The organism is Tritonibacter aquimaris (assembly GCF_009617595.1).
Taxonomy (GTDB): Bacteria; Pseudomonadota; Alphaproteobacteria; order Rhodobacterales; family Rhodobacteraceae; genus Epibacterium; species Epibacterium aquimaris.
In genome coordinates this window covers 1-20773 of record NZ_WIXK01000016.1, presented here as the reverse complement: position 1 = coordinate 20773, position 20773 = coordinate 1, and the positions used below count along the sequence as shown (strand labels likewise).

Genomic DNA, 20773 nt, shown 5'->3' with positions numbered 1-20773 from the left:
CTCGTCAGGCTCATAACCTGAAGGTCGTAGGTTCAAATCCTACTCCCGCAACCAAATAAAATACCCACACAAAAAAAACAAACCCATACATAGCGCCCAATAAGGCGGTCTTGCGGTCAAAAGAATGCGCAGAAACGGCCACACAAACAGACGCCGTCCGCGAGACAGCGCTAATTCCATGGATGCGCTGGATGTTGCGCGGCAGGGCACTGCGATCAACTTTTGCAATGCCTCGATCGAAACCAATAGCGACAAAGTAGAGGTTAAGTCAGCCTCATTTACTTGACAAAACAACTCGGTTTTTAATATGCGGCGTTGAGCTGTTGCAGCTTCGCAACTGACATGCCTCGCCAAACCGCGCTTTTCACAGCCATCGGTCCAGCCAATTAGGCCTTGAGATTTATGACGATGATTTTGCTGTGGGTGTTCGCTCTACAGTGAAGCGGACTGGTGAGGAGCCCGATATGTTGAAGCTTTTTGCGGCTGTAGCCGTCACTATGACTGTAGGGGCCAATGTGGTGCTGGCTCAGTCCTCAGTGGAAAGCGCCCCCGATGTCGCATCAAAACCGCAGATTTCGGCCCCTGTTGCCCCCAATCTTGCGGCACCAGTGCTGGCTTCCCCGGCCGCTGCGTCAGATCTTCAGATCACCCCTTTCGCTGAAACGGCAGAGATCGCGCCAGAGGCAAAGGGCGCACAGTCGGCGGAAACTGCCCCAAGTGCGCCCGGAGATCTGAAAGATCGTGCACAAGGTGCATATGGCAAGGCGTTTAAGTTCCTGAAAGACGGTGGCCCTTCGATTTGGGCCATTGCCGCCCTCGCGGTGATCACCTTGGCGTTGATCTTGTGGAAGATCTGGCGCTTGGCGTTGATCGGGGCCTGGTCACGTGGAAAGGCGGGCAAAGCCCTGAGGGCTTATGAACATGGTGACTATGAGCTGGCGCTGAAAACCGTGCGCGGCCGCCGCGGGGTTCGCTCCAAAGTGCTGACTGCGGGTCTGGTTGCAATCGACACATTGCCAGAATCGCGTGCGCGCGAAGAAGTGGCGCGGATCGCCAAAGGCCAGATTGCAACCGCCCGCATTGGTCTGGGCGCGCTCGAACTGATTTCAACCATCGCCCCGCTTCTGGGGCTGCTCGGTACGGTTCTTGGTATGATTGCAGCATTTCAGGCGCTGCAGGCAGCGGGTTCCAAGGCCGATCCTGCCCTGTTGGCAGGCGGTATCTGGGAAGCGCTTCTCACAACTGCGGCAGGTATGGGGGTGGCAATTCCCGCTTCTGCCGCATTGACGTGGTTTGAAGCTGTCATTGATCGCATTCGTCGCGATATCGAAGATGGCGCAACACGTCTGTTTGTTGCAGCGGAACCTGTGGGTGTAGCCCGTCTCGCTGCGGAGTAGCTTAATGCAGTTCGCTCTCCCCGATCGGCCGCGCCGCAAGCCCAGTCTGACACCGATGATTGATGTGGTGTTCCTGCTACTGGTGTTTTTCATGCTCGCCTCGCGCTTTGGCTTGGATGCAGTACTGCCGTTGCCCCTGGCCGCCAGCGGTGGGGCATATACTGGCCCACCTCGGCTGATTGACGTGAGCCCCGAGGCCGTGGCCGTAAATGGCATACCAGCACAGGATTTTGTTGCGGCGATCAGCCCCTTGATGGAGCAACCGAGCGATATGTTGATCTTGCGTGGCAAAGACGGTGCTACGCTTCAACGTATTGTGGCAGTCACCGAAGAGCTGGCCCGCGCCGGTTATACTTCGGTTGTATTGGTGGAGTAGGTTATGGATTTCTCGACCCCGCCCAAGCCAGCCCGCACAGAATCGATTGTTCCCATGATCAATGTGGTGTTCCTGCTGTTGATCTTTTTCCTGATGACTTCGCATCTGGCCCAGCCTGAACCGTTTGAGGTCACACCCCCAGAAGCAGTCTCCGAGCGGGAGACAGAAAGTGATCCGGTTCTTTATGTGGGCAAAGAGGCTGAGCTTGCGTTTGAAGATAGCCAAGGCGACGCAGCTATTGCTGCGCTGCGGGGGGCGGTGGAAGACGGCGCAGTTGTGCAGGTGCGCGCTGATGGGGAGCTTAAGGCTCAGAGCATGGCGAAACTGTTGCGTCAGTTGTCCGAAGCAGGTCTTTCGCGCGTTGAACTGGTGGTGGCGCCGAAATGAGAACCTGGCTTGAAGCAATAGTCTTTACCACAGTTGCAATTGCGATCCTGATTGTTGGATTTGGTCTGCGCCCGCAAGAGGGCGGTGATGCCGGCGGACAGGGCGGGGATGCATTGATTTCGCTCTCATATGTGCCGCCCACCGTGGCCGAGCTTGTAGAAACCTGGGAAGCCCCTCGCGAGACGCCCCAACAGCTGGTGACAGAGATTGAGGCGCCGGATGTGGCACCTGTCAAAGCGCCCCCTTTACCGCAATTTGAATTGGCCCAAGCGCCAGCCGCGGCGGCGCAAATCCAATTGTTTCAGCCCAAAGAACAAGAAGAAGTGGTTGTGGACACCGACGCACCGCCACCACCGCCTGAGCCTGAGCCTGAGCCTGAGCCTGAGCCTGAGCCGCAACCAAGACCCAAACCGAAGCCAAAACCGGTTGCTAAACCCAAACCGAAGCCGCAACCCAAGCCCCAAAAAGCAGCTGTTGCAAAGCGGACATCAGACGGTCGCGCAGAACAAAAAGCTGCGGGTTCTGGCGGACGGAGTGAGGCTGGCGCTGGAGGGAAAGCCGCGGCGACCACCTCCCCAGGTCAAATTCAGAAACTGGAAAGTGTCTGGGGCGCAAAGGTGCGTAGTGCGGTAGCGCGCCGTCAGCGCACCCCTCGCGGTGCAAAAGGTTCAGGTACGGTTGTGATCTATTTCAAAGTCTCGCGAGACGGCGCGTTGCTGGCACATAAAATCCAAAGGTCGTCGGGGAATCCGTTGTTCGACAAGGCTGCGATAAAAGCGGTGACAAGTGTGAAGCGCTTCCCAAGGGCACCAAAAAAGCTCCCGCGAAAAAGTATGGAATTTGTAGTGCCTCTCCAGTTTAAAAATTAGTTGTGAAAAAGGTGCCGTTGCACGAAGCGCCACAAAGATGGCCAAATAAGAAACGAAATCGCCATGACTTCTGACCGTTCAGAACTCTCGCCTGAGCCTTCGTACCGGGAGCCACGCTTCCTTGCTCGCCTGAACCGCAACACGTTGCGCACACGCTGGATTTCGGCGGGGCCATTAGCATTGTTGATGGCGATCCTTTCCATGGCCAGCCTGCCGCATATCTGGCCCCCGGGAGAGGGCGGCGTTGATCATCTGGTGATGCCGGTTGTGTTGTTTCCCTTGATCTGGGCCGTGCTGGTTGTACTGCCGTTGTTGCCCGAACGGCCGGGAAAATTCTTGGTGGTTTATAGCGTTACGATTGTGGTGGAGCTTGCGCTCTTGGTTGCGGGATTGGTGGCTTAGGAGCAAACGATGAGCGGACCCTCAAACCAGGCGATAAAACGTATGATTTCCCTGCACGGCTGGAGCGGCACATTGGTGTCGATCTTTCTTTATGCCGTGATCTTGACGGGGACCGTTTCGGTGCTGTCGGATGAAATCGCCCGCTGGGCAGATCCACGCCCTGCTGCGGTTAACCCTTTCTCGCGCCCGATTGATGACACCATGCTGCGGCTGCGCAATCAGGTGCCTGGGGATTTTCGTGGTCACATAGAGATTGATCATGCGCGTGATGGCTCGTTGCGGATGTTTTTTTATGAAGCGCGCAGGATCCCAAAACGTGGCACCGTTGAATATGGCCGTGACTATCTTTTGGATCCCGAAACCCATCTGCTGATTTCCGCCAAACAGGGCGAGGCGCCCAATCAGGTGGTCAACGCACCCTACCGTGAGCTGCCGCATTTCATCGTGGATCTCCATGCACGTCTTTTGATCCCCGGACGTCTTGGGTTGTATGCAACGGGATTGCTGGGCGTGATGCTGCTGGTTGCGGCGATTACGGGCATTTTGATCCATCGCCACATCCTGAAAGATCTCTTTGTGGCAGAGCGTCCTGGCGGGCGCGTGGTGTCTTTGCGCGACCGTCATGGGCTGGCCTCTGTCTGGGGCCTGCCGTTTTCAATCCTGCTGGCCTTTACCGGCACGTTCCTGAGCTTTGCCGTGAGTCTTGGCTTGCCAATAGTGGCTGTTGCGGCCTTTGGCGGTGATATTGAACGGGCGTTTAATGCGGTAACTCAGCCGCCCAAGACGGTGGATGCGCGCCCGGCTGAGCTTGCAAATATCGATCAGGTTCTAAGCCAGTCTTTTGCCATTGTGGGTAGTTATCCGCGCACGATCGAGATCGAGGATGCGGGGCGCGCGGATGCGCGTATCACGACCTTGCATCGTAATGGTGGCATCAACCAGGTTCGGGCCGCCATGTTAGAATTTGACGGCGTAAGTGGGGCGCTTATCGGTGAGCGGCCTTTGGTTGGGCATAAGGCTTCGGTTGGCTCAAGCACGGTCGCCTTGATGACCCCGCTGCACTATGGCGATTTTGCGGGGCTTGCATCCAAGGCCGTTTGGGTGGCGCTTGGCAGTGCGCTGACCGTTTCGATGGTCAGTGGCATGCAGCTATGGCTGCGCCGCCGCGAGGATGATCCGCTGTGGCGTGGTTGCCAGATCGCTTTTTCTGCTGTGGCCTGGGGTGTGCCGCTTTCGATGGTTGGCGCAGCCTATGGTGCCTTTCTTTATACATTAGACGGAGATACTCATTATGGCACGCATGTGGGTTTTTTCCTGAGCAGTCTGGCAGTCGTCTTTTGGGCGCTCTTTGCCAAAGACGCCAAAGTTCTGTCTGTACAACTGCTGAAGGTGCTCAGCTGGACGATGCTTGCACTGCCTGTGATACGCCTGCAGACTGGTGGGATTTCCTGGGGCGAAGCCATTTTGGATAATATCTGGGAAGTCTTGTTGATGGATCTGGTCTGCGTGACCATTCCGGCGATCCTGCTGACCCGCACGCGGCTGCAACAAAGGGCGGAGATTGCAGCCCAAAATCCTGCGGAGTAGCCCGGAATGTTGACTGTCCTTTCGATTCTGACCTCGGTCATCGCTGTTTTGTATCTGTCAGATCAGGACGCAAAGCGGCGTCGTGTCTTTCGACTGCCACCCATGGAGCCGCGGTATTCGACTGCCTGGCTTTGGGTGATATGCCTTGCGCCGGGTCTGGTGCTTGCTCTGCTGAGCACGTTTTCAAGCTGGTTGATCTGGTTTGGTACTGCAAGTTGTCTGGGCTGGTTGCTGGTCTCGCTGCCGCCGGGGTGTTTCATCGACTGGCTTGCGCGACTGGATGCGGCGGGTCAGCGGCTGGAAGATCGGATATCAGGTAAGGGTTGATCCCTGGTGGCGCAGGATTGTTCACCGCTGCTGGCGACGCGCGGATGAACTATGTTTCCGGTTTCGTGTGATCAAATACAACGTCTCTTTATGCGACTGTGCCATGAAAAGACGGCAACGCTGATACAAGATTTCTTAGTTCAAACGCGCGGCTTGTAACGCCGGTAGGGCCAAAGCTAGCTCTCGCAACCACAATGTAACGGCGCTGCATTCGTTACCTTCACACAAAAGCATCAGCTCAAGATTAGCACGTTCCAGACGGTCACGGCGAATTTCACAAAGCGCGCGCAACAAACGGCGTTCGTGCTCGGTTAAAATCCGAGCGCAGTTGGCGCATGACGGGCTGTTGTACATAAATGTAGACCGGCGCGACCGGCGCACCGCGTGCAGCACTTTAGAAACCAATGAGGCAATCACGGGGCCATTGCTGTAATCAAACTCTTCTTCTGCAAAGGAAAACGCCCGCGACCAGCTTTGGCTTTGTGGATGGCTGAAGTTGCTGAAAAAGTAACGCGCGATGTGAATGCAGGCGATCTCGCATTGCTCAGCCCCGAATTGATCGAGAGTTGTTTCTTTTGGGCTGGGTTTGCGGCTGCAAGTGTCTGGGAAGGAAACAACAGGGCGGCGCTGTGGGATTTGCTGGTGGTCGGGCAAAGCGCTGCCGGTTTTTTTATTGTGTTTCACGAAAAATCCTTCCGATTGGCCTGAACCTGCGGTGGTGTCCCATCTCATACCGGGCTAATCGGAGGGTGATCTTGCTGGGCTGTGCATTTCTTACAAAAACACTTGGTTTTGACAAGCCCTAATTGCGAGCCTGTTTTTACGCGCAAAACCTTGCATCAACTTGTTCTGCACTTGAAGTCTTTTGGGCGCGGTCGGCGTTGTTTGGGTGTGTCGCTCTGATCTTGACAACAGGGGCGCAGTAACACTGCGGATCAGTTTCGAAAAACGTAAAACTAACATCATATATTCAATTTTCACCAAGTGAATGCGGCGAAGTTGATTGCGATCTTTATGTAATGTGGGGTTCTTCAAGGTATTGAAATTTAATGGCTTAATTCATTTGTGATGAGGTGTGATCTGCGGGCACCCTATCGCTTCGGCCCTGGTTGCTTACGTTTTTGCGGTGGCTGGTTTGTGCTTTTTATAATCGATTAGGTCTTTTGCGCTCCAATACGGGTAGCGTAGTGTGAGGACCCAAAGATGTTTATCAAGTTCTGCCAAAGCCTAATTGCGGGTGCGTTTGTTGCGTTCAGCGGGCCCGTTTCTGCCCAGAGCAGCCCGTTTGAGATCTACATTGATGCTGACTATTCGATCAGCTCTGCCGCAGCTCAGTCGATTGAGCTTGGGGTGCGCACAGCGCTTGAAGAGGTGAATTATCAGCTGGCCGGGGTCGACGTGCGCATTCGGCCGATGGATCACCGCGGCAATGTAAAGCGGTCGCGCCGCACGCTGGAGCAATATCTTAAAAACGATGCGGCATTGGCTGTGTTTGGCGGGCTTCATTCACCGCCGTACCTTGCACATAAAGATTTCATCAATGAACACGGTGTTCTGACCTTGCTGCCGTGGTCGGCTGCTGGGCCGATAACACGTGGCAGCGCCGGGATGGAAAATTGGATCTTTCGCTTGTCGGTGGATGACGCCCAGGCGGGGGATTTCTTCATTCAAGAATCCATTGAGCGCAATGGATGTCAGAATATGGCGTTTATTCTGCTTGAAACCGGCTGGGGGCGTGCAAACCAGAAAACGCTGACAGCAGCTTTGGCGCAACACGGCCGCGACCCGGCCTTGGTTGAGTTCTTTTCGGCTGCGATCAGCGATTCAACCGCATTGGGGCTCGCAACGCGTGTCAAACGTGCCGGTGCGGATTGTGCAATCTTGTTGTCCAACTGGGACGATGGAGCACTGGTGTTAAACGCGCTCTTTGAAGTCGAGGCCGAGGTGCGTATTTTCAGCCACTGGGGGGTCATGGGGGGAGAGTTTACTTCACATGTCAGCGCGCAGGTGCGCGACGCGCTTGACCTGCGCGTGTTGCAAACCTGTGGCTTGCGTCGCGAACGCGAAGGTAGCGCTGTTTTGCAAAACGCATTGGCGCGGCTCGAACCTGCAAAGGCTACTCTGTCAGAATTGGCTGCCCCTACGGGTTTTGTACACGGATATGATTTGACCCGTGTTTTGATTGCGGCCGCGGATCAGGTTGCTGAAACCGAGGTTTGGCAGACGGGTTCAATTCAAGAACGGCGCGCTGTCTTGCGGGCAGCTTTGGAAAATTTGCAGGCCCCTGTGGAAGGTATCTTGGATCGGTATAACCCGCCGTTTCAGCCGTTTACCCCAGGTGTGCTCGATGCGCATGAAGCGCTCGGACTAGAGGATCTTTGTGTCGCCCGTTTCCGAACAGATGGATCGCTGGAAGATGCCCATTAACATGCTGTTTTCCCGCGCCGCAAATTCGGCGATCGTCCTCAGGCGTTTCTGGACGCTGCTGCTGTTGGTGCTTGTGCTGGCTGTTGTCTGCTCCGCACTGGCTGTGCGGCTCACGGCGACACCCTTTCTGGCGACAGCGCAACGTGAGGCGATCGTGGCCCAGGCGAGTAAAGATGCCCGCAGCCTAGAGACGACATTGGAGCGTCATCGCCTGTTGCTCGGGTTTATTGGCCATTCCCCGGCGGTTGTAGATGTTGTCATGGGCTATGTGGACAATAGCGATGTGGTTACAGATTTCCTGCGTCGTATGACGCCAAACGATGGTCTGTCGAGCGTTCACCTATACGATGCCTTTGGTGAAGAAATCTCACGCTTTGAGAGCAGTGTTGGCCAGGGCAACCCGGTTGATCCGCAGGCGTTTTCCCGGCTTGTGTCCTCTATTGCTGAGGGTGAAGGCGGGAGCGAAAACCGCGTGGTGTTCAGCAGCGTGGGCGAAGATGCCTATATCGCCATTGCGACCCCCGTGCAGTATCAGGGGCTGACCGAAGGTGTTGTGGCGGCGATTGTGCATTTGGACCTCGCCAAAGTGTTCCCGAGCAACGATGTGGCGCGGCGGACCTACATCGCGGATACCAGCTCATTGCTACAAAGCGGTGCAGTGGACACAGAGCAAGCGACTACTGTTGCTTTGAAAAACAGCAACCTGTCTGTGGTGTTGGTCCCCGATACGGCGGCGGTCGAGGCCGCAGGGCAGCGTTTGCTGACCAATGTTGTCAGTGTGCTGGCGCTGGTTCTGGTTGGAGCATTTGGTGTCTTTGCGGCCCTGGGGCGTGCAGCCCTTGTTGAGCCACACAGACGCCTTGAAGCGCAGAAACAATCTCTGTCCGAACTTGCGGCAGTGGCCAAACGTGCCAATGATGCCTTTGTTGTGACTGGTGATGACGGGCGGGTGGTTTGGACAAACCCGGCGTTTGAAAAACTGACGGGCTACAGCACGGATGAAGTCAAAGGCCGCAGCCCAGCGATGTTACAGGGAGAAGAAACAGACCCTGATACCATTGCCGAGATCCGCGCCGCTATTCAGCAGCGCCGTCCAATAAAGACCGAGATTTTGAATTACACCAAACAGGGTCACGCCTATTGGGTCTCGCTTGGGATTTCGCCTTTGCGCAATGAAAAGGGCAAGTTCTATGGCTTCATGGCGATTTCGCACGATATTACCCAGGAACGTGCGCAGCGAGAGGCTATTTTGGAAGCCAAACGCGAAATTGAACATCAGGCTTTGCATGACTCCCTGACTGAGCTGCCAAACCGCCGGGCCCTGGATATTGCGCTGCAGACCCGCAGCGATAATTCTCAGACCGGTGCGACGGTGGTTCGGATCGATCTCGATCATTTCAAATATGTCAATGATACCCTTGGCCATGCGGCAGGGGATTTTGTTTTGTGCGAAGTGGCCGATATCCTGCGTGAAGAAACCAAATCCGAAGACTTGCCAGCCCGTGTCGGTGGGGATGAGTTTGTTATCCTGCTGGGCGCTGGGAAAACGTCTGACGATGGCAGAATTGTTGCTGAACGTATGCTTGAACGCATTCAGCAGCCGAAACAGTTTGACAAAAAAACCGTTCGGGTTGGAGCAAGCTTTGGGGTTGCCAGCACACTGGATGGGTTGTTGCCGGCGGAACAATTGATCGTTGGCGCCGACGCCGCACTTTATGAGGCCAAAGACAGCGGTCGCAATACGGTTTGTCTTTATACACCTGAGCTGCATCAGGTTGTTCAGGGGCGGCGCTCGCTTGCTTTGGAAATACGGCGCGCGATTCAAAACGAAGAATTTGTGCCCTTCTTCCAGCCCCAGGTTGATGCCCGCAGCCATGAGATTGTAGGCGTGGAGACACTTGTACGCTGGCAGTCGCCCGAACTGGGGTTGATGACGCCCGATGCTTTCCTGCCAATTGCCGAACAATTGTCGGCGATTGATGAAATTGATGCCCTGATTTTGCGCAAGGCCATTGGTCAGATCAGCGCCTTGCGCAACCGTGGGGTCATGATTCCCAAGGTGTCATTCAATGTGACCGCACAACGCATTCAGAATCCCGATATATTTCTGGGACTGCCAGCACCGAAGGATCTGGGATTTGAGATTTCGTTTGAAGTCTTGGAATCTGTTTTGGTCGAAGAGCAAACTGACCTGTTCAATTTCAGTCTCGACCGGTTGCGGGATATGGGGATCTCAATTGAGATCGATGATTTTGGCTCGGGACATGCGTCGATTGTGGGGCTTATGCATCTACGCCCGGACGTGATGAAAATCGACCAAAGACTGGTAATGCCGGTTACCCGCTCTGACACCATTCGTGGCTTGTTGCAGCAGATCATTGGCATGGCTGATCTGATGGGGCTCAAGGTGACGGCTGAAGGGGTGGAAACCTTTGAACATGCCGATATCTTGCGCGACCTGGGCTGCCATACGCTGCAAGGTTATGCATTTGCCAGACCGCAATCGGTTGATGATCTGTATGAATTTGCCCGGAATTGGAGCCAAAACAAGCCAGGAGCGATCAATTCATCACGTGAGCATGGATAAGAACCGCTATCAGCTGCCAAAGCTCTCAAGATGAATATTGTCCACCGGAGTGCCGTGCGCGATCAGCGCCTCTTCCCATTCGGCGGTGAAAACGCCTGGTCCGCATAAGAAAAAATGTGCGTCATCAGGGAAATGAAACTCTGACATGTGATCAGGGGTCAGGCGGCCGGCGGTGTCAAATTCCGTGTGTTGCAGATCTTTTGGATCTGGTTGGCTATAGCGAGTGAAGACTGTGAGCGTCGCGTGGCTGCGGTTTAGCGTCTGGATCATGTCTTTAAACGGGTGATGGGTGCGGTTTCTTGCGCCATGTAAAAACCAGATCGGCCGGTTGGGATCTTCGTTGAGCCCTGCGCGCAGCAGGCCGATCATTGGCGTAATGCCAATACCTGCGCTTACCAAAACCATTGGGGCGCGTTGTGCGGGGAGATCGAAGTCCCCATTTGGGCGAAAGCCCGAGATGAAATCCCCGGGTTGCAACGCATCATGCAGAAAACGGGAGACGAGGCCCCTGTCTTCACGTTTTATCGTGATCTGGTAGCGGTTCTCGCCGGGGGGGATGGTCAAAGAATAGCTGCGGCGGATTTTCTGTGGGGCACCGGGGATTGTGATTTCTAACGGCAAATACTGCCCCGGTTTGAACATGGGTAGTTGGCCGCCATCGCGTGCTGCAAGCATCAGGCTGACAGTATCTTCGCTTTCAACCTTTTTATCGAGCACCCGTAGCTCTCTGATTGCGTCGCCTTGCGTATCCCAGCGCAGCCTCAACGCTTCGGGGCGCTCCACCACGGCGTCGATGTCAAATGTGACAACCTGTAAGGCGCCGGGGAAACGCTGAACCAGTTCTGGATCATCGGAAATTGTGGCGCGCCCGGTGAGGTGCAGCAATCCACCAGTGGCAAAATCAATGAACAAGAGGCCGGTGCGGCTGTCTTGGTGAATATTGCCCAAAGTATTGTAGTAGTTGTTGCCCGGGTAGTCGGGAAACTGCAGGCGCTGGGCGGATAGAACTTCTACAAAACCGGGGGTTCCGCCCCGATGAGAGGCATCCATGCCCGATCGTGCCTGGTTTTCGGTGTCGCGGTGCCCGGACGCGATAAAAAACGTATCCGAGGTGGCGATCCAATCCTGCTGTGTCTTGCTCAGATCCGTGCTGCGCAGGGCGGGTTGCGGTGTTGCGCGATCCAGCCGCGTATAACCACGCGCATGAATATGTTGCGGGCAATTACCAAACGACTGGCCCACTTCAAACTGGATCCCGCTGTTAGTGTGCGCTGTTACCCGCCCATTCACGCGATTGCGCCGACGGGTCGCAAGCTCGATACCAATCAGCCCAAGGTCTGTACCCGCCCTTAGTGCCCCCTCTAGCGGATCACCGGCGCTGGGCACCGCATTGATCTGGAGTGTGGTTTCACTTGGCGTATCGACAAAACCGCTGTCACCTTCCAGCAGGGTGGCCCAGGTCTGTCCAGCAGCGTCGCGTGCCCCCGCCACCAAAAAAGGCAGCGCTGCAAAGAAGGTGCGATGCTGTTCCGGCATAAAGCTGCGGATCACCCTGCGGCCAAGGTCTTCGACCCGGCGCACATCCATTTTTTCCTGGATTGCGATTTCGCCAGCGTGAAACGGGCTGCTGGTTGAAGATGACGAAGACATAGAGACCTATTTGGTTTTGCGCGCGCAACAGAGCTGGCATGAATGCTGTGCCAAGGGCGCCAGCATCTGACGCCCTTGGCGATTTGTGATAGGAGGTTAGGCTGCGAGGCCGACTTTGGTCACAGGCATTGCAACAAAACCGGGCAGGGCCTCGATACGTGCCAACAGTGCGCGCACATTGGGATATTCGTCGAGCGACACGTTCCCTTCTGGGGCATGGGCGGTGTAGCTGTAAAACGCAACATCTGCGATGGTTGGGCGATCGCCAACCAGCCACTCTTTGCCCTCCAGATAGTCTTCCAGATAGGTGAACGCGCGTTTTGAAACCGCGAGGGCGCGCGCGGCATCAAGATCCGCACCAAAGACGGTGATCAGGCGGGCAGCGCAGGGGCCGCTTGCCAGTTCACCGGCGGCAAAAGCCAGAAACTTGTGAACCAGCGCTTCTTGTTCGATGTCAGCTGGGATCCAGTCGGGCGCGTATGTGCGGGCAAGATAGACCAGGATCGCGTTTGAATCAGTAACCACTTTCGCTTCATCTTCGATCACGGGCACAAGCCCTGCAGGGTTCAGTGACAAGAACGGCTCTTCTTTGTGTTTGCCATTGGCGAGATCCACATCAACGGTTTCATAGTTGATGCCGGTCAGCGCTGCAAAAAGTTCAACCCGGTGGCAGTGCCCCGAGAGCGGATGGCGGTGAATGCGGATTGCGTTGGTCATTTCCCAGTTCCTCTTAAAAGATCACGATGAAGCGTCGCTTCGATGAGAAACAGTATGGGCATTGTTCAGTGTGGGGATAATCTCTCGATTTGTTCAATGATTATGTCTAATTTGTTCATAAAGGGGGTGCCTATGGATAAGATCGAAACGATGCGGGCATTTATCGCTGTTGCGCAGGAGCATTCATTTACCAGCGCTGGGCGGCGTTTGGGGATTTCGACCAAATTGGTCAGCAAATACGTTCAGCATCTGGAGGCACAGTTGCAGGCGCGTTTGTTCAACCGCACCACCCGCAGCGTGTCGTTGACTGAGGTTGGTGCGGCATACCTTGGGCGCTGCCGGTCCATCTTGGAGCAAATTGATGATCTGGATGCTTTGGTGCGTGAACATCAGGTGGAGCTTGCAGGGCCCATTCGCATCACCGCACCCACCGGGTTTGGCAGCACCCGCCTGACCGAAGCGCTGGTGCCGTTTCTGCGTGCGCATCCTGATGTGCATCTGGATCTGCAGCTTTCAGACACACGTGTTGCACTGGTGGAAGAGGGGCTGGATCTTGCAATCCGCATTGGGGCCTTGCGCGATTCCACCCTTATCGCGCGGCGCCTTGCGGATATGTCGTTGGTGGTGAGCGCGGCACCGGAATATCTGGAGCACCACGGGCGACCACAAAACCCGCGGGCATTATCAACCCATACCTGTCTTGTGGATGGCAACCAATCCAACCTGAGCGCCTGGCGTTTCTGGGACGACACTGGCCAAGAGCATGTGGCCAAACTGAACGTGACCACGCGCGCCAATGCACCAGCAGCCATTGCGCGCATGGCTATGGGAGGGCTGGGGATCGCGCGTTCACCGCATTATGCGGTCGCGGATGCGTTGAAATCAGGGCAATTGGAAGAGGTTCTGCCCAGCTTTCGCACCGATACCTATGGGGTTTACGCGCTCTATCCGCCAAACCGCCATCTGACGCGCCGCGTGCGCGCGTTGATTGATCATTTGGCCAGCGAACAGGGGCGGGCAGCCATGGGGGCGCAAGGCTGATCGTATTATTTTACGCGCTGTCATAGAGTTGATCCAAATGATGCATATGGGTGCATCACGATTTGCGAACCGGTCAAAAGCAGTGATGCAGAGGCACTAATGAAGTTCATCCATATTTCAGATATCCACCTGACAGCGCCCGGTGCACCTGCGGGTGCGGTTGATCCGCTGGCGCGTTTCAAGCTTGCGCTTGCGGATGTTGCGGAAAATCACGCGGATGCTGCGCGGGTGATCATCACCGGTGATCTGACCCATTGGGGCGAGGTTGCGACCTATCAGTTGCTCAAAGAGGTCCTGGAAGATTTCCCGTTGCCGGTGCGGCTCTTGCTGGGCAATCACGACAACCGGGCCAATTTCTGCAGCGTGTTTCCTGACCATCCGGTAGATGAAAACGGCTATGTAAACCATGCCGAAGATGTGGATGCTGTGCGCTTCATCTATCTGGATACGCTGGGGGAACGTACACATGCCGGCCATTTCGGCGCGGATCGACGCGCCTGGCTTGAGAATGAGCTGACATCCTGCACGCGCGCCCGGATCTTTTTGCACCACAATCCCATGTCGGTTGCGTTGCCAGCAGAAGATCCAATTGCCGTGATTGCAGAGGATCAGATCGAATTGCATGCGCTTTTGCGCCAATATGCTGATCGGATTGACTATTTTCACTTTGGCCATGTGCACACGCCGGTGCATGGCGTGTTTGAAGGCATTCCTTTCGCCGCAGTCCCTTCAACCGGAAACCAAACAATTCCAGACCTGAGTGAGCCCAAGTGGCTCAAAGGGGGGGCGCTGGATCCGGCTTATTTTGTGGTGCTGGCCGAGGGGCGCAACACGCTGATGCATCAGATCCCCTTTGCATTTTCGGGGGAGGTGGGGCTCTTTGGTATTGAGTGGGAAGACGCGCTTGAGGTCAAAGACTAGAGCCCCCAAAAGCGAACCCTTCATTTTGCTGTCTGGTAAATTCATCTGCTTGCCCGTAGCGTGGCGCAGTGATTTTTGACAGTGAACTCAAATGACGGTGAAGCTTCAGATTGTTGGACTGGTGCGGTTTTCCGTGCTGAGCCCAACCTTTTACACCCAGCGTTTTGATACGTTAGAACAAACAGCGGCCTATCTTTATGCGCCCGAGCGGATGGAGCTGCGATTTCGCCTGTTTGAAACCCTGTGTCTGCCGTCTTTGGTTGAGCAGAGCGATAGCGCATTTGATCTTGTGGTGCTGACCTCGCGTGAGATGCCGACACCTTATCTGCACCGTCTGCGCAAACTGTTAGAGCCGCACCCCCATATCCATATGCATCCACTGTTGCCCGCCGCGCATTTTCGTTTGATCCGGCGTGGCTATGGTGCTGTTTCGGACGAGGGCTTCAGCCACCGGGCGCAGTTCCGTTTGGATGATGATGATTGTGTTGATCTGCGGTTTATTGAGCGCCTGCGCAAAACAGCCCTCGGGCTGATCCCGTTGCAGGCAGATGATGCGCCTTTTGCGATCTGTGGCAATCGTGGGTTTTATGCCTGCAAAACTGAAACGGGCGTTGAGGTGTATGACACCTGTGAACACGCGCCCTTGTCGACGGGCACCGCGTTGGTTGGTCCTGTGGGCGCCTCGCTCAATCCACACCGTTACAACCACCGCCGCTTTGCCCAGCATTATAATACCTATTCGGATATTTCGGTGCCGTCCTTTGTGCGCACGATCCATGGGGACAATAAATCCGACACCACCCATATGGGGATGGCGCGGCGCTGGTCTGAGGATCAAATCGAAACTGCACTGCGCCAACATTTTGGCCTGACCCAAACCTATCTGCGCGAGGCATTGCTATGAACACAAACACCAAAGGCGCGCTGCTTATGGTCGCGGGGATGACGGCCTATACGTTGAATGACACTCTAGTGAAACTTCTGGGGGCTGATCTGCCGCTCTCTCAGATACTGGTGTTGCGCGGGACTATAGCGACTGTTGGCCTGTATGCCCTGGCAAGAGCGTTGAGGGAACAATTGGCTGTCGCGGACCGCCGCGCGCGGGTGTTTATGTTGGTGCGCACCGCGTTTGAGGTTGCGGCGACCTATTTTTTCCTGTCCGCGCTTTTGGTGATGCCCATCGCCAATGCAACGGCCGTGATGCAGGCGCTGCCGTTGACCGTTACTTTGGCCGCCGCTGTGATGATTTCTGAGCCGGTTGGTTGGCGACGCAGCCTGGCAATTGCCGCAGGTTTTATCGGTATGTTGTTGATTGTGCGCCCGGGCGCGGATGGTTTTGCAGAAGGTACGTTTTATGTGCTGCTTGCGGTGGCTTTTATTACCGGTCGCGACATGATTACCCGCGTCATGCCCCAAGGCGTGCCCGCGATGTCGCTTGCAATCAGCGCCGGGCTTGGGGTGACGCTTCTGGGGTGCGGTCTTAGCGCAACGGAGCAATGGGTCAGCATCACTATTAACCACGTGCTGCTGCTGTTTGGCGCAGCGTCGCTGATTCTCACGGGCTATGTCTGCTCGGTTGTTGCAATGCGGTTCGGAGACGTGTCGTTCACCGCGCCGTTTCGTTACGCGGGCCTGCTGGTTGCGCTTGTGGCCGGGTTGTTGCTGTTTGATCAATGGCCAGACACCCTAACACTGCTTGGGGCGGCTGTTGTTGTTGGCGCTGGGCTGTTCACCCTGTTTCGGACCAATCAGGCCAAACAAGAACATCAGCCAGGCGAAAACCGCGCCCGCAACTGATCCGCATCAATTGCAAAACAGTGTTTCAGCACGCGTTTCTGCGCGTCGGTGATCGGCTCCATCGGTTCTGGTTTTACCCGGCCCTGGCGGGAATCGTTGAATGCATTATGGGTGCGCACATACATGGCGCGGGTATTCAGTGTCAGCGTCGGCATCCGAGTGTAGATACGGTGGTGGCTGAAATTCATCACCGATTTGCTGCGCCCTGCCGCTATATGCACCGCAAGCCCTGCGGTAAAATAGGGGCGGATCACCTCGGCGATCTTTACACCGTCCGTCTCAGCGCTCAGCAGGAAGCCATTGTTGAAATCAAACGCAAAATAGGGGTGTTGCTCCAACAGCGGGGCACTTGTACGGGCGGTCTTGCGCAGGCTTTCCACAAAATCCAGCGCAATCGCATCGTCATCATCGAGGCGAAACTGCAGGCAGGCATCGCCCATATCGTGACGCGCCTCATTAAATACGCGCCGCACAAGTGGGCGGTGCTGCGTTGGGGCTTCAGCGCGGATGGTGATCTGCGCGATGCCAGCGCAAAGATCGCGCAGCCGGGTTTCATATTCTGCGGGCAGGTTGTCCCCGATCAAAACTACAAATGTGAAATCCGGGTCGCTCTGTGCCCGAAGCGCCGGTAAGGTCACAGTTTCAAACAGATTGAACCGTTCTTCCATTCGGGTGGGGTCATATAAAAAGGCGATACGCTCTTCGATGCTGTCATGTTCCACCTGAAATCCGCCAATAGCCGGATAGGAGAACCGGCACAGTCCAATCACCTGCATCTTGTTTGCCTTCTTTTGGGAAATCGGCCATCTCTTTGCGGGCACTATGCGTGGCTGTGTGGTCAGGGACAAGTCCTGGTTGTGGCGCCGATGCACCGCTTCGGTTGACAAGCACAGCGACTCCCCTTATACGCCCGCTATCCGGCGCTTGAGATCCGTCTCGATTATGCCGAATTCAAAACCTAAGTGGACCAAGGTTCAGGAACTTTTTTCACCTGAACCCTCTGATAACACACCGCGACGTTTACCTCGGAATGGAAACGTTTGCGGTTTTTGCGCTTGTCTGAGGATCTTTTCGGAAGATCAGCGCAAACACAATGAGCCGCACGGCCTTTGGCCGCGCATGACGAAATGTTTGCAAACGGGGAAAGAACCGGAATGCCAACGATCCAACAGCTGATCCGCAAACCGCGGCAGCCGAAAGTAAAACGCTCCAAATCCATGCACCTGGAGCAGTGCCCTCAGAAGCGTGGCGTTTGTACCCGCGTTTACACCACCACTCCTAAGAAACCGAACTCCGCGATGCGGAAAGTTGCGAAGGTTCGCCTGACCAACGGTTTCGAAGTGATCTCCTACATCCCGGGTGAAAGCCACAACCTTCAGGAACACTCTGTGGTTCTGATTCGTGGCGGTCGTGTAAAAGACCTTCCGGGTGTCCGTTACCACATCCTGCGCGGTGTTCTGGATACCCAAGGTGTTAAAGATCGTAAGCAACGTCGTTCGAAGTACGGCGCGAAGCGTCCCAAGTAAGAAGGAGAGGCCGAGATGTCACGTCGTCACGCTGCCGAAAAACGCGAAGTTCTACCCGACGCCAAATATGGCGACCGCGTTCTGACCAAATTCATGAACAACCTGATGATCGACGGTAAGAAGTCGGTTGCAGAAACAATCGTTTACAACGCGCTGGATCGTGTTGAAAACAAAGTAAAGCGTGCTCCTGTGGAAGTGTTCCACGAAGCGCTGGACAACGTAAAACCGTCTGTTGAAGTTCGCTCCCGCCGTGTTGGTGGTGCGACCTATCAGGTTCCGGTTGAAGTACGCCCTGAGCGCCGCGAAGCCCTGGCAATCCGTTGGTTGATCACCGCTGCGCGTGGTCGCAACGAGAACACAATGGAAGAACGCCTCGCCGGTGAGCTGCTTGACGCTGTACAAAGCCGTGGCACTGCCGTTAAAAAGCGCGAAGACACCCACAAAATGGCCGAGGCGAACAAAGCCTTCAGCCATTACCGCTGGTAATCAAGAGGCTTCCGTCCAATGGCACGCGAATATACACTCAACCACTACCGTAACTTCGGGATCATGGCGCACATCGATGCAGGTAAAACTACCTGCTCCGAGCGTATCCTGTACTACACTGGTAAATCCCACAACATTGGTGAGGTGCACGACGGTGCAGCCACCATGGACTGGATGGAGCAGGAGCAGGAACGCGGTATCACCATCACTTCGGCTGCGACCACCACTTTCTGGGAGCGCACCGAGGATGGCAAAACTGCCGATACTCCAAAGCACCGTCTGAACATCATCGACACCCCCGGCCACGTTGACTTCACCATCGAAGTTGAGCGTTCGCTGGCGGTTCTCGACGGTGCAGTCTGTGTTCTCGACGCCAACGCTGGCGTTGAACCGCAAACTGAAACCGTGTGGCGTCAGGCTGACCGCTACAAGGTTCCGCGTATGGTTTTTGTCAACAAGATGGACAAAATCGGCGCTGACTTCTTCAACTGCGTAAGAATGATCGAAGACCGCACCGGCGCACGCGCTGTTCCGGTTGGTATTCCGATCGGCGCCGAGACCGAGCTGGAAGGCCTGGTTGACCTCGTGACCATGCAAGAATGGGTCTACGAAGGCGAAGACCTGGGTGCGTCCTGGGATAAACGCGACATTCGCCCTGAGCTTCAGGACATGGCGAACGAGTGGCGTGAAAAGATGGTTGAAGCTGCGGTTGAGCAAGACGAAGCCGCAATGGAAGCCTATCTGGAAGGCGAAGAGCCTGACGTTGCAACCCTGCGCGCCCTGCTGCGCAAAGGTACCCTGGCGCTGGACTTCGTTCCGGTTCTGGGTGGCTCCGCGTTTAAAAACAAAGGTGTTCAGCCTCTGTTGAACGCTGTGATCGACTATCTGCCGAGCCCGCTCGACGTTGTTGATTACATGGGCTTTAAGCCTGGCGACGAAACTGAAACCCGTGACATTGCCCGCCGTGCGGACGATGACATGGCGTTCTCAGGCCTGGCGTTCAAAATCATGAACGACCCCTTCGTTGGCTCGCTGACCTTTACCCGCATCTACTCTGGTGTGCTCAACAAGGGTGATACCCTGTTGAACTCTACCAAAGGTAAGAAAGAGCGTGTTGGTCGTATGATGATGATGCACTCAAACGACCGTGAAGAGATCACGGAAGCGTTTGCGGGCGACATTATCGCGCTGGCAGGTCTGAAAGACACAACAACTGGTGACACCCTGTGTGCAACCAGCGAACCTGTTGTTCTTGAAACCATGACCTTCCCAACACCGGTTATCGAGATCGCTGTTGAGCCTAAGACCAAAGCTGACCAAGAGAAAATGTCTCAAGGTCTGGCCCGTCTGGCCGCAGAAGACCCCTCCTTCCGCGTGGAAACTGACCTGGAATCCGGTCAGACCATCATGAAGGGCATGGGCGAACTTCACCTTGATATTCTCGTGGATCGTCTGAAGCGTGAATTCAAAGTTGAAGCGAACATCGGTGCGCCTCAGGTTGCTTATCGTGAGACCATTGGTCACGAAGTCGAGCACAGCTACACCCACAAGAAACAGTCGGGTGGTTCTGGTCAGTTCGGTGAAGTGAAAATGATCATCTCGCCGACAGAAGCAGGTGAAGGTTATTCGTTTGAGAGCCGCATCGTTGGTGGTGCTGTTCCAAAAGAATACATCCCTGGCGTTGAAAAAGGTGTTAAATCGGTTATGGACTCCGGTCCTCTGGCTGGTTTCCCTGTGATCGATTTCAAAGTTGCTCTGATCGACGGTAAGTTCCACGATGTGGACTCCAGCGTTCTGGCGTTTGAAATTGCAGCGCGTATGTGTATGCGCGAAGGCATGAAAATGGCCGGCGCGAAACTTCTGGAACCGATCATGAAAGTAGAAGTGATCACCCCAGAAGAATACACCGGTGGCATCATTGGCGACCTCACCTCCCGTCGTGGTCAGGTGTCCGGCCAAGAGCCGCGCGGCAACGCGATTGCTATCGACGCAAACGTTCCGCTGGCGAACATGTTCGGCTACATCAACACTCTGCGTTCGATGTCTTCTGGCCGCGCCCAGTTCACCATGCAGTTCTCGCATTACGATCCGGTTCCGCAGAACATCTCTGACGAGATCCAGGCGAAATACGCATAAGCGTTTTGAAAATTGGAGGGTGGGCAAAGGTGCCTGCCCTTCTCAACGAAAAGGAGGCCTCTCATGGCTAAGGAAAAGTTTGAGCGTAACAAACCGCACGTTAACATCGGCACCATCGGCCACGTTGACCACGGTAAAAC

The 20773-nt window shown here is 55.4% G+C and carries 20 protein-coding genes; 17 read left to right on the top strand and 3 right to left on the bottom strand.

What is annotated here, in order from left to right:
* Positions 1-497: 497 nt before the first annotated feature.
* From GG681_RS17440 to GG681_RS17395, 10 genes are all read left to right on the top strand, one after another.
* Positions 498-1397: a MotA/TolQ/ExbB proton channel family protein gene (locus tag GG681_RS17440; RefSeq protein ID WP_408057675.1), complete on the top strand. Its 900-nt coding sequence runs from the start codon at positions 498-500 to the stop codon at positions 1395-1397.
* A 4-nt stretch (positions 1398-1401) separates the two neighbouring features.
* A complete protein-coding gene (locus tag GG681_RS17435; RefSeq protein WP_153549321.1) occupies positions 1402-1773 on the top strand; it encodes an ExbD/TolR family protein in 372 nt (123 codons plus the stop codon).
* A gap of 3 nt (positions 1774-1776) precedes the next feature.
* Positions 1777-2160 (top strand): ExbD/TolR family protein, encoded by a 384-nt coding sequence (locus tag GG681_RS17430; protein WP_153549320.1) that lies wholly within the window; start codon positions 1777-1779, stop codon positions 2158-2160.
* Positions 2157-3029 (top strand): TonB family protein, encoded by an 873-nt coding sequence (locus tag GG681_RS17425; protein WP_153549319.1) that lies wholly within the window; start codon positions 2157-2159, stop codon positions 3027-3029. The genes GG681_RS17430 and GG681_RS17425 overlap by 4 nt, the downstream gene beginning before the upstream one ends.
* A 63-nt stretch (positions 3030-3092) precedes the next feature.
* On the top strand, positions 3093-3431 hold the full coding sequence (locus tag GG681_RS17420) for a hypothetical protein (RefSeq protein WP_153549318.1): 339 nt from the start codon (positions 3093-3095) through the stop codon (positions 3429-3431).
* Positions 3432-3440: 9 nt separating this feature from the next.
* A complete protein-coding gene (locus GG681_RS17415) occupies positions 3441-5018 on the top strand; it encodes a PepSY-associated TM helix domain-containing protein (RefSeq protein WP_153549317.1) in 1578 nt (525 codons plus the stop codon).
* A 6-nt stretch (positions 5019-5024) separates the two neighbouring features.
* The gene (locus GG681_RS17410; RefSeq protein WP_153549316.1) at positions 5025-5345 is read left to right on the top strand and encodes a hypothetical protein; all 321 of its coding nucleotides are present in this window, start codon (positions 5025-5027) and stop codon (positions 5343-5345) included.
* A gap of 486 nt (positions 5346-5831) precedes the next feature.
* On the top strand, positions 5832-6053 hold the full coding sequence (locus GG681_RS17405) for a hypothetical protein (RefSeq protein WP_153549315.1): 222 nt from the start codon (positions 5832-5834) through the stop codon (positions 6051-6053).
* Between the two features lie 495 nt (positions 6054-6548).
* Positions 6549-7772, top strand: a complete 1224-nt coding sequence (locus GG681_RS17400; protein ID WP_153549314.1) for an ABC transporter substrate-binding protein — start codon at positions 6549-6551, stop codon at positions 7770-7772.
* Entirely contained in the window at positions 7762-10359 is a 2598-nt protein-coding gene (locus GG681_RS17395; protein ID WP_194287223.1) for a putative bifunctional diguanylate cyclase/phosphodiesterase, read from the top strand. Before GG681_RS17400 ends, GG681_RS17395 begins: the two co-directional genes overlap by 11 nt.
* Before the next feature lie 9 nt (positions 10360-10368).
* Here the strand turns inward: GG681_RS17395 and GG681_RS17390 are convergent, their stop codons facing one another.
* Together GG681_RS17390 and GG681_RS17385 are read right to left on the bottom strand one after the other, a co-directional pair.
* Complete coding sequence (locus tag GG681_RS17390) at positions 10369-12009, bottom strand: FAD-binding oxidoreductase (RefSeq protein ID WP_153549312.1); 1641 nt, start codon at positions 12007-12009, stop codon at positions 10369-10371.
* 96 nt (positions 12010-12105) lie between these two features.
* The gene (locus GG681_RS17385; RefSeq protein ID WP_153549311.1) at positions 12106-12726 is read right to left on the bottom strand and encodes a glutathione S-transferase family protein; all 621 of its coding nucleotides are present in this window, start codon (positions 12724-12726) and stop codon (positions 12106-12108) included.
* Positions 12727-12858: 132 nt separating this feature from the next.
* On the opposite strand from GG681_RS17385, the gene GG681_RS17380 reads away from it, so the two are divergent.
* From GG681_RS17380 to GG681_RS17365, 4 genes are all read left to right on the top strand, one after another.
* Complete coding sequence (locus GG681_RS17380) at positions 12859-13767, top strand: LysR family transcriptional regulator (protein WP_153549310.1); 909 nt, start codon at positions 12859-12861, stop codon at positions 13765-13767.
* 99 nt (positions 13768-13866) lie between these two features.
* Positions 13867-14688 carry a metallophosphoesterase gene (locus tag GG681_RS17375; RefSeq protein WP_153549309.1) on the top strand — a complete coding sequence of 274 codons (822 nt, stop codon included), beginning with the start codon at positions 13867-13869 and terminating at the stop codon, positions 14686-14688.
* A gap of 91 nt (positions 14689-14779) precedes the next feature.
* Entirely contained in the window at positions 14780-15592 is an 813-nt protein-coding gene (locus GG681_RS17370; protein WP_153549308.1) for a glycosyltransferase, read from the top strand.
* Positions 15589-16485, top strand: coding sequence for a DMT family transporter (locus GG681_RS17365; protein ID WP_153549307.1), 897 nt, complete (start codon positions 15589-15591; stop codon positions 16483-16485). Before GG681_RS17370 ends, GG681_RS17365 begins: the two co-directional genes overlap by 4 nt.
* Here GG681_RS17365 and GG681_RS17360 read toward each other — a convergent pair.
* Positions 16455-17261: a putative rhamnosyl transferase gene (locus tag GG681_RS17360; protein ID WP_153549306.1), complete on the bottom strand. Its 807-nt coding sequence runs from the start codon at positions 17259-17261 to the stop codon at positions 16455-16457. The two genes, GG681_RS17365 and GG681_RS17360, sit on opposite strands and share 31 nt — an antisense overlap.
* Positions 17262-17639: 378 nt before the next feature.
* On the opposite strand from GG681_RS17360, the gene rpsL reads away from it, so the two are divergent.
* From rpsL to fusA, 3 genes are read left to right on the top strand one after another with little or no spacing between them, the layout of a single operon-like run.
* The gene (gene rpsL / locus GG681_RS17355) at positions 17640-18011 is read left to right on the top strand and encodes a 30S ribosomal protein S12 (protein WP_005621086.1); all 372 of its coding nucleotides are present in this window, start codon (positions 17640-17642) and stop codon (positions 18009-18011) included.
* Positions 18012-18026: 15 nt separating this feature from the next.
* Positions 18027-18497 (top strand): 30S ribosomal protein S7, encoded by a 471-nt coding sequence (gene rpsG / locus GG681_RS17350; RefSeq protein WP_153549305.1) that lies wholly within the window; start codon positions 18027-18029, stop codon positions 18495-18497.
* 18 nt (positions 18498-18515) lie between these two features.
* A complete protein-coding gene (gene fusA / locus GG681_RS17345) occupies positions 18516-20633 on the top strand; it encodes an elongation factor G (protein WP_153549304.1) in 2118 nt (705 codons plus the stop codon).
* Positions 20634-20773: the final 140 nt, after the last annotated feature.

Bases quoted from the DNA above. Each gene is read 5' to 3' on its own strand.
- GG681_RS17440 (WP_408057675.1), top strand. From the start codon at position 498: ATGACTGTAGGGGCCAATGTGGTGCTGGCTCAGTCCTCAGTGGAAAGC.
- GG681_RS17435 (WP_153549321.1), top strand. From the start codon at position 1,402: ATGCAGTTCGCTCTCCCCGATCGGCCGCGCCGCAAGCCCAGTCTGACA.
- fusA (WP_153549304.1), top strand. From the start codon at position 18,516: ATGGCACGCGAATATACACTCAACCACTACCGTAACTTCGGGATCATG.
- GG681_RS17380 (WP_153549310.1), top strand. From the start codon at position 12,859: ATGGATAAGATCGAAACGATGCGGGCATTTATCGCTGTTGCGCAGGAG.
- rpsL (WP_005621086.1), top strand. From the start codon at position 17,640: ATGCCAACGATCCAACAGCTGATCCGCAAACCGCGGCAGCCGAAAGTA.
- GG681_RS17400 (WP_153549314.1), top strand. From the start codon at position 6,549: ATGTTTATCAAGTTCTGCCAAAGCCTAATTGCGGGTGCGTTTGTTGCG.
- GG681_RS17365 (WP_153549307.1), top strand. From the start codon at position 15,589: ATGAACACAAACACCAAAGGCGCGCTGCTTATGGTCGCGGGGATGACG.
- GG681_RS17370 (WP_153549308.1), top strand. From the start codon at position 14,780: ATGACGGTGAAGCTTCAGATTGTTGGACTGGTGCGGTTTTCCGTGCTG.
- GG681_RS17425 (WP_153549319.1), top strand. From the start codon at position 2,157: ATGAGAACCTGGCTTGAAGCAATAGTCTTTACCACAGTTGCAATTGCG.
- GG681_RS17430 (WP_153549320.1), top strand. From the start codon at position 1,777: ATGGATTTCTCGACCCCGCCCAAGCCAGCCCGCACAGAATCGATTGTT.
- GG681_RS17395 (WP_194287223.1), top strand. From the start codon at position 7,762: ATGCCCATTAACATGCTGTTTTCCCGCGCCGCAAATTCGGCGATCGTC.
- GG681_RS17410 (WP_153549316.1), top strand. From the start codon at position 5,025: ATGTTGACTGTCCTTTCGATTCTGACCTCGGTCATCGCTGTTTTGTAT.
- GG681_RS17415 (WP_153549317.1), top strand. From the start codon at position 3,441: ATGAGCGGACCCTCAAACCAGGCGATAAAACGTATGATTTCCCTGCAC.
- GG681_RS17405 (WP_153549315.1), top strand. From the start codon at position 5,832: ATGGCTGAAGTTGCTGAAAAAGTAACGCGCGATGTGAATGCAGGCGAT.
- GG681_RS17390 (WP_153549312.1), bottom strand. From the start codon at position 12,009: ATGTCTTCGTCATCTTCAACCAGCAGCCCGTTTCACGCTGGCGAAATC.
- GG681_RS17375 (WP_153549309.1), top strand. From the start codon at position 13,867: ATGAAGTTCATCCATATTTCAGATATCCACCTGACAGCGCCCGGTGCA.
- GG681_RS17385 (WP_153549311.1), bottom strand. From the start codon at position 12,726: ATGACCAACGCAATCCGCATTCACCGCCATCCGCTCTCGGGGCACTGC.
- rpsG (WP_153549305.1), top strand. From the start codon at position 18,027: ATGTCACGTCGTCACGCTGCCGAAAAACGCGAAGTTCTACCCGACGCC.
- GG681_RS17360 (WP_153549306.1), bottom strand. From the start codon at position 17,261: ATGCAGGTGATTGGACTGTGCCGGTTCTCCTATCCGGCTATTGGCGGA.
- GG681_RS17420 (WP_153549318.1), top strand. From the start codon at position 3,093: ATGACTTCTGACCGTTCAGAACTCTCGCCTGAGCCTTCGTACCGGGAG.